The organism is Polaribacter marinivivus, from assembly GCF_042651285.1.
In the GTDB taxonomy this organism is placed as follows: Bacteria; Bacteroidota; Bacteroidia; order Flavobacteriales; family Flavobacteriaceae; genus Polaribacter; species Polaribacter marinivivus.
Genome location: NZ_JBHSCY010000002.1, coordinates 55,174 through 68,443, shown reverse-complemented (window position 1 = coordinate 68,443; position 13,270 = coordinate 55,174). Strand labels below are relative to the sequence as shown.

At 29.2% G+C, this 13,270-nt stretch carries 10 protein-coding genes; 3 read left to right on the top strand and 7 right to left on the bottom strand.

What is annotated here, in order from left to right:
- Nucleotides 1–17 precede the first annotated feature (17 nt).
- Entirely contained in the window at nt 18–2,873 is a 2,856-nt protein-coding gene (gene carB / locus ACFOWD_RS08340) for a carbamoyl-phosphate synthase large subunit (protein ID WP_298993898.1), read from the bottom strand.
- A gap of 107 nt (nt 2,874–2,980) precedes the next feature.
- Nucleotides 2,981–3,142 (bottom strand): 50S ribosomal protein L34, encoded by a 162-nt coding sequence (gene rpmH, locus ACFOWD_RS08335; protein ID WP_298993900.1) that lies wholly within the window; start codon nt 3,140–3,142, stop codon nt 2,981–2,983.
- Between the two features lie 220 nt (nt 3,143–3,362).
- On the opposite strand from rpmH, the gene ACFOWD_RS08330 reads away from it, so the two are divergent.
- Both ACFOWD_RS08330 and yidC read left to right on the top strand, forming a co-directional pair.
- On the top strand, nt 3,363–4,976 hold the full coding sequence (locus ACFOWD_RS08330; RefSeq protein ID WP_298993902.1) for a CTP synthase: 1,614 nt from the start codon (nt 3,363–3,365) through the stop codon (nt 4,974–4,976).
- A gap of 228 nt (nt 4,977–5,204) precedes the next feature.
- A complete protein-coding gene (gene yidC / locus ACFOWD_RS08325; protein ID WP_377409719.1) occupies nt 5,205–7,088 on the top strand; it encodes a membrane protein insertase YidC in 1,884 nt (627 codons plus the stop codon).
- A gap of 84 nt (nt 7,089–7,172) precedes the next feature.
- Here the strand turns inward: yidC and hutH are convergent, their stop codons facing one another.
- Nucleotides 7,173–8,681 (bottom strand): histidine ammonia-lyase, encoded by a 1,509-nt coding sequence (gene hutH / locus ACFOWD_RS08320; protein ID WP_377409717.1) that lies wholly within the window; start codon nt 8,679–8,681, stop codon nt 7,173–7,175.
- 114 nt (nt 8,682–8,795) lie between these two features.
- Here hutH and ACFOWD_RS08315 point away from each other — a divergent pair, with 114 nt between their 5' ends.
- Nucleotides 8,796–9,830: a TlpA family protein disulfide reductase gene (locus ACFOWD_RS08315; RefSeq protein ID WP_377409715.1), complete on the top strand. Its 1,035-nt coding sequence runs from the start codon at nt 8,796–8,798 to the stop codon at nt 9,828–9,830.
- 4 nt (nt 9,831–9,834) lie between these two features.
- Here ACFOWD_RS08315 and ACFOWD_RS08310 read toward each other — a convergent pair whose 3' ends face one another.
- The 4 genes from ACFOWD_RS08310 to ACFOWD_RS08295 form a co-directional block, all read right to left on the bottom strand.
- The gene (locus ACFOWD_RS08310) at nt 9,835–9,966 is read right to left on the bottom strand and encodes a hypothetical protein (protein WP_377409713.1); all 132 of its coding nucleotides are present in this window, start codon (nt 9,964–9,966) and stop codon (nt 9,835–9,837) included.
- Between the two features lie 286 nt (nt 9,967–10,252).
- Entirely contained in the window at nt 10,253–11,206 is a 954-nt protein-coding gene (locus ACFOWD_RS08305; protein ID WP_377409711.1) for an acetyl-CoA carboxylase carboxyltransferase subunit alpha, read from the bottom strand.
- A gap of 74 nt (nt 11,207–11,280) precedes the next feature.
- Complete coding sequence (locus ACFOWD_RS08300; protein WP_377409709.1) at nt 11,281–12,195, bottom strand: DMT family transporter; 915 nt, start codon at nt 12,193–12,195, stop codon at nt 11,281–11,283.
- The gene (locus ACFOWD_RS08295; protein ID WP_298993917.1) at nt 12,182–13,270 is read right to left on the bottom strand and encodes an LptF/LptG family permease; all 1,089 of its coding nucleotides are present in this window, start codon (nt 13,268–13,270) and stop codon (nt 12,182–12,184) included. The genes ACFOWD_RS08300 and ACFOWD_RS08295 overlap by 14 nt, the downstream gene beginning before the upstream one ends.

The following is a 13,270-nucleotide window of genomic DNA, read 5'->3' as shown; positions in this document are numbered from 1 at the left end:
TAGTAATTGTAATAAAATTACTTACTTAAGTACATTTTTCTTCTAGAATATAAATCATAGAAATCATCATCTTTTAAACTATCTATAAATAAGATGCTTTCTCCAGTAGATTTCATTTCTGGCCCTAAACGTTTGTCAACATTAGGGAACTTATTGAAAGAGAATACAGGTTGTTTTATAGCATAACCATCTAACTGAGGATTAAAATCAAAATCTGTTACTTTCTTTTCACCTAACATTACTTTAGTTGCATAATTTACATAAGGCTCTTTATAAGCTTTTGCAATAAAAGGTACTGTTCTAGAAGCTCTTGGGTTTGCCTCTATAATGAATACTGTATCATCTTTAATGGCAAACTGAATATTAATTAAACCTACTGTTTTTAATTCTCTTGCAATTGTATGAGTATGATCTATAATTTGTTGCATTACTAAATCACCTAAATTAAAGGCTGGTAAAGTAGCATTAGAATCTCCTGAATGAATTCCACAAGGCTCTATATGTTCCATAATTCCAATAATATAAACATTACCATCTGCATCACAAATAGCATCTGCTTCTGCTTCTATAGCTCCATCTAAATAATGGTCTAACAACAGTTTATTATTCGGAATTTTACGTAATAAATCTACAACATGCTCTACTAATTCTTCTTTATTGATAACAATTTTCATTCCTTGTCCACCTAAAACATAAGATGGTCTTACTAAAATTGGGAAATTTAATTGATCTGCTAATGCTAAAGCTTCATCTGCAGTTTCTGCTACACCAAATTCTGGATAAGGAATATTGTTTTCTTTTAATAAAGTAGAAAAACGACCTCTATCTTCAGCAATATCTAAAGCTTCAAAAGAAGTTCCTATAATTTTGATTCCATACTTAGTTAACTTCTCTGCTAATTTTAATGCAGTTTGACCTCCTAATTGAACAATAACACCTTCTGGCTTTTCATGTCTTATGATGTCATAAATATGTTCCCAAAATACAGGTTCGAAATATAATTTATCTGCAGTATCAAAATCAGTAGAAACGGTTTCTGGATTACAGTTAATCATTATCGTTTCATAACCACACTCTTTAGCAGCTAAAACTCCATGCACACAACAGTAATCAAACTCAATACCTTGTCCAATTCTGTTTGGTCCAGAACCTAAAACCACAATTTTTTTCTTATCACTAACTTTACTTTCATTAGCTATAACTACCTCTCCATTTGGAGTCTGTATTTCATTTTCGAATGTAGAATAATAGTAAGGCGTTTTTGCAGTAAATTCTGCAGCACAAGTATCTACTAATTTGTAAACACGCTGTACTTTAAGCTCTTCTCTTTTATTATAAACTTCACTCTCATAACAATCTAGCATATGTGCTATTTGTCTGTCTCCATAACCTTTTTGCTTTGCTTCTAATAGTAAATCTCTATCAATGGTATCAATTGTGTAGGTAGAAATTTCTTTTTCTAAATGAAACAATTCTTCATATTGTTTTAAATACCACATATCAATTTTTGTGATATCATATATTTTGGAAAGCGGAATACCCATTGCAATAGCATCGTAAATTGCAAAAACACGATCCCAACTTGCATTAGTTAATTTTTCTATAATTTGATTATAGTCTTTATACCCTTTACCATCTGCACCTAAACCATTACGTTTAATTTCTAAAGACTGCGTTGCTTTGTGTAATGCTTCTTGGAAAGAACGTCCAATTCCCATTACTTCACCAACTGCTTTCATTTGTAAACCTAAAGTTCTATCAGAACCTTCGAATTTATCAAAATTCCAACGAGGTATTTTAACAATTACATAATCTAAAGTAGGCTCAAATAAAGCAGATGTAGATTTTGTAATTTGATTTTCTAACTCATCTAATGTATATCCAATAGCTAATTTTGTAGCCACTTTTGCAATAGGATAGCCTGTTGCTTTAGAAGCTAAAGCTGATGAACGAGAAACACGTGGATTAATTTCAATAGCAATAATATCTTCTTTTTCATCAGGCGAAACAGCAAACTGTACATTACAACCACCTTCAAAATCACCAATAGAACGCATCATATGTATAGCCATATCACGCATTTTTTGGTACGTTTTATCAGAAAGTGTCATTGCTGGTGCCACTGTTATAGAATCTCCTGTATGAATACCCATTGGATCCATATTTTCGATAGAACAGATAATAACAACATTGTCATTCTTATCTCTTAAAAGCTCTAACTCATACTCTTTCCATCCCATCATAGCTTTATCTATCATCACCTCATGAATAGGTGATGCTTCTAAACCTCTTCTTAAAAGTTCATCAAAATCTTCGGCTTTATAAACTATAGATGCTCCTGCTCCACCAAGTGTATATGAAGATCTAATTACTAAAGGAAAACCAAATTCTTGCGCTATTTCTTTACCTTTTAAAAAAGAAGTTGCAGTTGCTTGTGGTGCCATTGGAACTCCAATTTTACCCATTAGTTCTCTAAACTGCTCTCTGTCTTCAGTAACGTTTATAGCATTAATGTCTACACCAATTTGTTTTACACCAAAGTCTGACCAAATCCCTTTTTCATCTGCTTCTATACATAAGTTTAATGCAGTTTGACCACCCATTGTTGGTAAAACAGCATCTATTTGAGGATGTTCTTTTAATATTTTAATAATCGACTTTGTAGTCAAAGGCAACAAGTATACATGGTCAGCCATTGAAGGGTCTGTCATAATTGTTGCTGGATTAGAATTAATTAAGATTGTTTCGATTCCATCTTCTCTTAAAGAACGTAAAGATTGGGATCCAGAATAATCAAATTCACAGGCTTGACCAATGATTATTGGTCCAGAACCAATGATTAAAATGGATTTAAGGTCTTCTCTTTTCGGCATTGTAAGTTGTTGTATTTATTAGTTTTACAAAAATAGTTAGTGCTTGGGTATAAAAAAAGGTGTTACTTAAAAAAGTAACACCTTATATATTAACAATTGTTAATCATTTATCTTTTTGGTCTAGCTTCAGATGAAACAGATAATTTCTTTCTTCCTTTTGCTCTTCTACGTGCTAAAACTTTTCTACCATTAGCAGAAGCCATTCTCTCTCTGAAACCATGTTTGTTTCTTCTCTTTCTTTTCGATGGTTGATACGTTCTTTTTGGCATTACCTGTATTTTTTAATATCTAATTAATTTACTAGCTCTAAAATTGCCTTTTAAAAGCGAGTGCAAATATACAACTGTTTTTATTTTAAGCAAACACATTTTTTAAATTTTTTAAAAAAATTTTATCCTTTTAAAAAATGATAGGTATACAAAATGTTTTTAGGTTTTTTATTTGTGAGAAAATTTAGAGTTAGTACTTTTGCTCAAACCTAAAATCACCATGCACAATACTAAATACGTTTTTGTAACAGGAGGCGTAACTTCATCCTTAGGAAAGGGAATTATAGCAGCTTCTTTAGCAAAATTATTACAAGAAAGAGGATTTTCTGTAACTATTCAAAAATTAGATCCTTATATTAATATTGATCCTGGAACTTTAAATCCTTACGAACATGGAGAATGTTATGTAACAGATGATGGTGCAGAAACAGATTTAGATTTAGGGCACTATGAACGTTTTTTAAACATACCTACATCTCAAGCTAATAATGTAACCACAGGTAGAATCTATCAATCTGTAATTGATAAAGAAAGAAGAGGCGATTTTTTAGGTAAAACAGTACAAGTAATTCCTCATATTACAGATGAAATAAAACATAGAATTCAGCTTTTAGGTGAAACTGGTGAGTATGATATTGTAATCACAGAAATTGGTGGAACAGTAGGTGATATTGAATCATTACCTTATGTAGAATCTGTTCGTCAAATGTTGTGGGAAAAAGGTGAAGACAATGCTATTGTAATTCACTTAACATTAGTTCCTTATTTAGCTGCTGCTGGCGAACTAAAAACAAAACCTACACAACATTCTGTAAAAAGTTTAATGCAAAGTGGAGTGAGCCCAGATATTTTAGTGTGTAGAACAGAACACGAAATTTCTGACGACATTAAACGTAAGTTAGCATTATTTTGTAATGTTAAAAAAGAAGATGTTATCCAATCTATTGATGCAGAAACTATTTATGATGTTCCTAACTTAATGTTACAAGAAGGTTTAGATGATGTTGTTCTAAAGAAATTACATCTAAAATCTAAGAAGAAAATTGCCTTAAAAAAATGGAATGAATTCTTAACAAAACATAAAAATCCAAAATCTAAAGTTGAAATTGCTTTAGTTGGTAAATATATTGAGTTACAAGATTCTTACAAATCTATTACAGAAGCTTTTATACACGCAGGCTCTTCTAACGAAACTAAAGTAAAAGTAAGATGGATACATTCTGAAAGCCTTACACCAGATAATTATGAAGAAAAATTAAAAGGTGTTAACGGAGTTTTAGTAGCACCTGGTTTTGGTGATAGAGGAATAGATGGTAAAATAAAAGCAGTGCAATATGCAAGAGAAAATAACATTCCATTTTTAGGTATCTGTTTAGGTATGCAAATGGCTGTTATCGAATTTTCTAGAAATGTTTTAGGCTTGGTTGATGCTTTTTCTAGTGAGATGAAACCAAATTGTAAAAACCCTGTTATTAACTTGATGGAAAGTCAAGAAGATGTTACTCAAAAAGGAGGCACAATGCGTTTAGGAGCTTGGAAATGTAATTTATTAGAAGGTTCTAAAGCTCAAAAAGCTTATAAAACAGATTCTATTTTTGAACGTCACAGACATAGATACGAGTTTAATAGCGAGTATAAAGATCAAATAGAATTAAAGGGAATGAAAGCAACAGGATTTAATCCAAGAACTGGGTTAGTAGAAATTGTTGAAATTCCTTCACATCCTTGGTTTGTTGGTGTACAATATCACCCAGAATATAAAAGTACAGTTTTAAAGCCTCACCCTTTATTTGTAGATTTTATTAAAGCTGCTTTAAAACAATCTAAAAAGTAATTTATAAAATTGTCATTTTTAGTTTCAATAATTCAATTACTTATTTTTTTTAAGTGTTTTTGAATGTACTAAAAATGACATTTGAAATTTAGGAATACTATTTGAACTACTAACAAGTATAAAATTTAAAGCACTAAAAAGAGTATAAAATCTGCTTTTTAACTACATTTGTCGCGTTTTTAAAAAGAAGTTCACTCATTAAAGTGACAAACTGACATTAATTTACACATGGAAAAAAAACCTTTTGATTATAACTCGTTTATTGGTATGATTCTTTTAGGAGCAATTATGCTTTGGTATTTTCAAACCAATAAACCAGAAATTGAACCAGAAAAAACATCTACAGAACAAATTATAGATTCTACAAAAAACAATGTTGTAGAAAATAAAGTAATTGAAAATACGGCTATAGTTCAAAACGACTCTTTACAAAATGTTGCTTTAACCAATAAATTTGGTGCTTTTGCATACAGTGCTGTAAATGGTAAAGAAGGGTCTACTACTATAGAAAACAACCTAGTTAAATTAACAATAGATAATAAAGGAGGTCAAATTTCAGTAGCAGAAATTAAGAATTATCAAACGTATGATTCTCTTCCTTTATACATGATAAAAGACAATAATGCATCTTTTAACATCAATTTCGGAACTACAGATAATAGAATTTTAAATACTACTGATTTATTCTTTGAGCCTAATTTAACTCAGAATGGAAAGAATCAAATCTTATCTATGAAATTAAAAGTTTCTGAAACTCAATTTCTAGAATATAGATATGAAATTAAACCAGATGAATATATGGTAGATTTTACCATACGTTCTCAAGGTTTAAATAATGTGTTTAATAGTTCTAATCCGATTAATTTAGATTGGACTTTAAACGGGTACAGACATGAAAAAAGTATTTACACAGAAAATACTATGTATTCTTACTATTACTTTAAAAGTGATGATGAAGTAGATTATTTAAATGCTGGTAATACAGAGGTTGTAAATGACTTAGACTGGGTAGCTTACAAACAACACTTTTTTACATCTAACTTACTAACAGACACACCCTTTAATAATGCAACTGTAACTTCTACAGACTTAGTAAATGATGAAAAATTAGACACCGTTTTTACTAAAAAATACGAATTAAAAACTCCTTTAGCTTTAACTGCTGGTGAGCTTAATTATAATATGAAATGGTTTTACGGACCAAGTGATTATAACTTATTAAGCAGTGACCAATATAAAGGTACAGATTTAGAAGAAATTGCAGATTTAGGATGGGGTATTTTCGGTTTCTTAAACAGAACTATTTTTTACCCAGTATTTAATCTTTTAAAAGGATTGATGTCTAACTATGGTTTAATAATTATTTTAATGACAATTGTTGTTAGAATTTTAATGTCTCCTTTAGTTTATAAATCTTATGTTTCTAGTGCCAAGATGAAGGTAATTCGCCCAGAATTACAAGCCTTAAATGAGAAATATCCTGGAAAAGAAAATGCCATGAAACGTCAGCAAGAAACCATGGCTATTCAAAGAAAAGCTGGAGTTAGCATGATGTCTGGTTGTATACCAGCATTACTACAAATGCCTATTTTCTTTGCATTATTTAAATTTTTTCCAACAAACATTTCTTTAAGACAAGAAGGGTTTTTATGGGCACCAGATTTATCATCTTATGATGTTATTTTTAATTTACCTTTTGATATTCCATTTTATGGAGATCACGTAAGTTTATTTCCAATATTAGCATCTGTTGCTATATTCTTTTACATGAAAATGAATCAAAGCCAGCAAATGAGTATGCAAGCACCTCCACAAGAAGGTATGCCTGACATGAGTAAGATGATGAAATATATGATTTACTTATCTCCTATTATGATGTTGGTATTCTTTAACAGATATGCTAGTGGGTTAAGTTTATACTATTTTGTATCGAATCTATTAACGATTACAATTATGTTAGTGATTAAAAATTATGTAATTGATGAAGATAAAATTCATGCTCAAATAGAAGAAAACAAAAAGAGACCAGAAAAGAAAAAGAGCAAGTTTAGACAAAGAATAGATGAAGCTATGAAACAAGCTCAAGAGCAACAAGCAAGACAAAAAAAATAAGCTAGTAGCTTTAATAATACATAAAAAACCCAAACTAAATTAGTTTGGGTTTTTTATGTATTAAAATATGTATTTTTCTAAGATTTAATTGAAAAGTTCTTTGCTATCAATTTCTAAAGAGGCTAAAAAACCTGAAGCTTTAACAATATCATTATGTAAAACTCTATCTTCATTAACAATAGTTACTTCAGTTCTAAATAATTGAATTATTGATTCTAAAAAAGGTGAACTTTTTGCTTTCATAAAACTTAAAGCTTGAGAGGCTGTAAATAACTCAATTGCTAAAATGGTTTGTAAATTATCTACCACTTTTTTACATTTAGTTGCAGCATTAGCACCCATAGACACATGGTCTTCTTGACCATTACTAGACTCTATAGAATCTACACTAGCAGGTGTTGCATATTGCTTGTTTTGACTAACAATACTAGCAGCTGTATATTGTGGAATCATAAAACCTGAATTTAAACCAGGATTAGAAACTAAAAACGGAGGCAAATGTCTATGACCAGAAACCAATTGATAAGTTCTACGTTCAGAAATATTACCTAATTCTGATAACGCAATTGCTAAAAAATCTAGGCCCAAAGCTAAAGGTTGTCCATGAAAATTTCCTCCAGAAATTATTTCATCTTCATCTACAAAAATGTTTGGATTATCTGTAACTGAGTTGATTTCAGTTAAAAAGGTTTTTGTTACAAATCTAATAGTATCTTTACTAGCTCCATGAACTTGTGGCATACATCTAAAAGAATATGGATCTTGAACATGCTGTTTTTCTTGAGAAATGAGTTCACTATTTTCTAAAAACTCTTTTATTCTTTCTGCAGTTTTTAACTGTCCATTATGTGGCCTAGCTAAATGTATAAGCTCATTAAAAGGCTCAATTCTTCCATCAAAACCCTCTAAAGAAAGTGTACCAATTACATCTGCTAAATAAGATAATTTATGAGCATTAAGTAAACAATGTATACCATAAGCAGACATAAATTGTGTACCATTTAACAAGGCTAAACCTTCTTTTGATTGTAAATTTATTTTATCCCAAGAAAAAATATGCAATAATTTTTCTGCAGAAATTTTTTCATTTTTATAATACACTTCTCCTAAACCAATTAGAGGTAAAGACAAATGTGCTAAAGGCGATAAATCTCCTGAAGCCCCTAAAGATCCTTGTGTATAAACAACAGGTATTATATTATGATTATAAAAGTCTATAAGTCTTTGTACAGTAGCTAATTGTACTCCAGAATTACCATAGCTTAAAGACTTTATTTTAAACAAAATCAACAACTTTACTATTTCTTGTGGCACTTCATCTCCTGTTCCACAAGCATGACTCATCACTAGATTTTCTTGAAGCTTTTGCAGATTTTCATCACTTATTTTTACATTATACAAAGCTCCAAAACCAGTGTTAATTCCGTAAATTGGTTTCGAAATCGATTTCGTCTTGTGATCTAAATAAGCTCTACATTTTTCTATTTTTTGAATAGCTGATTCAGATAATGCAATTTGTTTATCATTTATAATAATAGACTGAATATCAGATAAATCTAAAGGTTGATTATCTATATAGTGTATAGAATTCATAAGTTGATTTGATTGAGTGTCAAATGTCTACATTCATTATTTGATTTGCAAATGATTTTAACAATTTTTATGCTTATGAATCCTTTATATTTGCATCGATTTTAAAAATATATAATGAAAAATCTAGCTATTCTACTTATTTGTTTGTTAATCATGTCTTCTTGCAGTCAAGAAGATAAAAAAGAATATGTTACTTTACAAGGTAAACTTTTAAATAACAAAGATTCTGTTATTACCATATCTAATAGACAAGGTGTTATTAAGAAAATTACTTTAGATGAAAATGGTAATTTTAAAGATACTTTAAAATTAAAATCAGATAAGCCAGAAATTTATAATTTTTCTGTAAACCCTGGTAAAGCTGCACCAATCTATTTAAAAAATGGTTTTGATATTACTTTAGAAGGTGACTCAGATAATTTTATGAATAGCTTTAAATATTCTGGTGAAGGAGCATCTAATAGTAATTTTATTGTTGCTCAAATTAAAAAGAATCAAAGCATAAAAGACATACAAACCATTTTAGATTTAGAGCAATCTGAATTTGATAAAAAAATTAATACCTTAAAAAAAGAATATGATAGTATTTTAAATTCTTATGATAATTTAGATAGTACATTATATGCTGGCATGGACAAACAAAACAGCCAATTGATTACTTATTTTAAAAGTATTTATGACCAAAATTTAAGAATGGGTAAAGGTAGACCATCACCAACATTCAATAATTATTTAAATGTAAAAGGCGGTACTAAATCATTATCAGATTTTAAAGGCAAATATGTTTACATAGATGTATGGGCAACTTGGTGTGGTCCATGTGTTGTACAATTTCCTTACTTGAAAGAGTTAAAGAAAGATTACAAGAACAAAAACATTGTATTTGTTGGTATTTCTACAGACGAAGCTAGAAGAAATGGTGGATCTTGGGAAGCTGCTGAAACAAAGTGGAGGAATTTTGTAAAAGAAAAAAACTTAGGAGACATACAATTATGGTCTGGTAAAGATTATTCTTTTCAACAAGCTTATGAAATTACTGGAATACCTAGATTTATTTTAATAGATCCAAAAGGTAATATTGTTGACGCAAATGCTCCAAGACCTTCTGATCCAGCATTAAAACAGCTTTTAAACTCTTTAAATATTTAAGATTTTAGAAACCTAAAGAACCAATTAATTTACTACCAAGTCTTAAGAAAGCATTTAAGAAAATTATAAAAGCAATAAAAAATAACATTACCATTCCAAAATCAAAGAATGAATTAATATCGTTTAATTCAATCATATGCTTTCCTGTCTTTATTACAATGAATGTTGTGATTACAAAAAGGATGAACTGTTGGATTGTACTTTTATACATAATATTAGGGTTTTAAGTTAAATACACTACAAAGTTCAACTTTTTATAGCATCAATTAAGAAATATTAGACGAACAGTTCTATTCTGTAGTTAAACCAATTTTTAGCATCGACAAATCTAAAATTCTAAAAATTCTTTAGTAGCAAAAAGAAAAGGTGTAACTCTTTAATTAGAATTACACCTTTTATTTATTGAAATTATTTCTTTGTATCTATTCTTTATACACACCCATGTCTGCATACTTATCCATTCTTTTAGCAACTAAATCAGCATCAGATAAATCTTTAAGTTCATTAAAAGCATCAATAATTTGATTTTGAACAGCTTTGAAAGCTCCTTCTCTATCAGAATGTGCTCCTCCAACTGGTTCTTTAATAATACCATCAATTAACTTTAACTTTTTCATATCTGTACCTGTTAATTTTAAAGCCTCTGCTGCTTGCTCTTTAAACTCCCAGCTTCTCCATAAAATAGAAGAACAAGATTCTGGAGAAATAACTGTGTACCAAGTATTTTCCATCATGTATACTCTATCTCCTACTCCAATTCCTAATGCACCTCCAGAAGCTCCTTCACCTATTACAATAGTAATGATAGGAGTTTTTAAACGTGTCATTTCAAAAATATTTCTTGCAATAGCTTCTCCTTGACCTCTTTCTTCTGCTTCTAAACCAGGGTAAGCACCAGGCGTATCTAACAATGTTACTACAGGTATACCAAACTTTTCTGCCATTTTCATTAAACGTAAGGCTTTTCTATATCCTTCTGGATTTGCCATCCCAAAGTTTCTATATTGTCGAGTTTTGGTGTTATATCCTTTTTGTTGACCAATAAACATAAATGATTGATCTCCAATTTTACCTAAACCACCAATCATAGCTTTGTCATCTTTTACACTTCTATCTCCATGAAGTTCCATAAAAGTATTACCACATATTGCTTTGATATAATCTAAGGTATAAGGTCTATTTGGGTGTCTAGAAAGCTGAACCCTTTGCCAAGGTGTAAGGTTTTTATAAATATCTTTTCTAGCAGTGGCTAGTTTTTTTTCTATTTTTTTACATGTAGCAGTTACATCAACATCACTTTCTTCTCCAATAATTTGACATTTTTCAAGCTGATCTTGAAGTTCTTTTATTGGCATCTCAAAATCTAAATATTCCATTTTGCTAAAGTTTTGAATTTGTTGTTTGGACTAACAAACATACTATAAAATTTACTTTTTTTTGTTAAAGAAACTTATTTTTTTGATTTTACTTTTTGTAAAAACTTTTGTTTTAAGGTGGTTTTATTTTTTATGATTCCGTTTAAAAGTACAACACCCAAAACAATACACGCTCCTAAATAAAATTCCGGGTTCATTTTTTCTTTATCTCCAAAAATAAATAATGCTAAAATTATGGCATAAATAGGCTCTAAATTAATAGTTAACATTACAGTATAAGGTGATAAATATTTCATCACTTTTACAGAAGCTATGAATGCATATGCAGTACACACACTACTTAAAATAAACAAGTATATCCAATCTGATTTTGGTAAGTTAAAAAATGCTACACTAAAACTTTGGTTAAAAAAAAGATAAACTGCTACAAACAAAGTACCAAATAAAAGTTGATAGAATGAAATGCGATTAGCATCATGTTTTTTTATAAAAAGTCCATTTAAAACTGCAAAAAGAGATCCTAAAAAAGAGGATATTAATGCATATATAATTCCTAATTTATATTGGCTTTCGAAATTAAAAATGATATATAAGCCTAGAATAACCAATAAGCCTAAAATAATCTCTAATGATTTAATACTTCTTTTAAAAAAAATAGGCTCTATTAATGAAGTAAAAAATGCACCTGTACTCATAGTGACTAAAGCTACTGATACATTAGAAACTTTAATGGCTTTAAAAAAGAAAATCCAATGTGTTGCTATTATTATACCTGTAAATAAAAATTTAACTAGTGCTCTTTTATCAACCAAAAAAGATTTTTTTCTAAGTAAAAAATAAAAGGCAATAAATATAGAAGCTAAGCCCATTCTAAAGAAAACTAAGGGGATTGCATCAATTGAAATTAAAGCTCCTAAAATAGCTGTAAACCCCCAAATGAAAACAATAAGATGGAGTAGTAAATAATGTTTTAATTTACTTTCTTGCATTTAGATACAAATAAATGGCAATACAGCCGAATAAAATATTAGGCACCCAAACGTATAATAATGAATTAACACCAGCTACAGCACCCAATACTTCTGAAATTTTTAGGAAGAAAACATAAATAAACATCATACCAATACCAATTGCTAAATTAATCCCTGTACCTCCTCTTCTCTTTCTAAATGCTAAAGCAACTGCTATGATGGTTAATATATAAGATGCTAATGGTAAACTAGTTCTTTTATGAAATTCTACTAAATATGTGTTTAAATTCTTTACACCTCTTTTTCTTGATAATTCTATAAAATCATATAATTCTCCTGAAGGCATTTCTTGAGAAAGTGCAGATTTGTAAATTAAATCTTTTGGTGTAAAATTAAAAACAGTATCTATTTTACTACCTGATGAAATGCTATCTTTTTTATTATCTATAACTCTTAAGCGCCAATTTAAAAGCACAAAATTAGAGTCTTTAACATTATACCTAAAGTTATCAGAAACCAACTTTGATTTTAATTTTAACCCATCATAAACTTCTGAGGTAAAATCATATCCTGAGTTAGATTCTGTATTAAAATTTCTTATATAAATGTAGGTTGTATCAGTAAGCTGAAGGCTAAAATCTGTTACAAAACGCATTTCATTCTTTCTATTCTTTTTAATATACTCTAACTCAAATGCTTTTCTTACTTTACTGCTTTCTGGTACTACAAAATGATTCATTACTAATGATAATAATGTTACTAAAGTTGCACCAATAAAGTAAGGATATAAAAATCTTGTAAAGGAAACTTTTGCATTTGTTATAGCAATAATCTCTGTATTATTAGAAAGTTTTGAGGTAAATAAAATTACAGCAATAAATAATGCTAAAGGCATAAATGTATTTGCATAGTAAATGATAAAATTTTTATAATATTCATCTACTACTTGATAGAATCCTAAATCTGGATTCTCTAGAAAATTATCAATTTTTTCTGCTATATCTATAGCAATAGCAATAGGTATTAAGATTAATAAGGTAAAAAAGAATGTTACCAAAAATCGTTTTAATATGTACCAATCTATAATTTTCAA

Coding starts and splice junctions, on each gene's coding strand:
- carB (WP_298993898.1), bottom strand. CDS start 2,873: ATGCCGAAAAGAGAAGACCTTAAATCCATTTTAATCATTGGTTCTGGA.
- hutH (WP_377409717.1), bottom strand. CDS start 8,681: ATGAATTCTATACACTATATAGATAATCAACCTTTAGATTTATCTGAT.
- ACFOWD_RS08315 (WP_377409715.1), top strand. CDS start 8,796: ATGAAAAATCTAGCTATTCTACTTATTTGTTTGTTAATCATGTCTTCT.
- ACFOWD_RS08300 (WP_377409709.1), bottom strand. CDS start 12,195: ATGCAAGAAAGTAAATTAAAACATTATTTACTACTCCATCTTATTGTT.
- rpmH (WP_298993900.1), bottom strand. CDS start 3,142: ATGCCAAAAAGAACGTATCAACCATCGAAAAGAAAGAGAAGAAACAAA.
- yidC (WP_377409719.1), top strand. CDS start 5,205: ATGGAAAAAAAACCTTTTGATTATAACTCGTTTATTGGTATGATTCTT.
- ACFOWD_RS08330 (WP_298993902.1), top strand. CDS start 3,363: ATGCACAATACTAAATACGTTTTTGTAACAGGAGGCGTAACTTCATCC.
- ACFOWD_RS08310 (WP_377409713.1), bottom strand. CDS start 9,966: ATGATTGAATTAAACGATATTAATTCATTCTTTGATTTTGGAATGGTA.
- ACFOWD_RS08305 (WP_377409711.1), bottom strand. CDS start 11,206: ATGGAATATTTAGATTTTGAGATGCCAATAAAAGAACTTCAAGATCAG.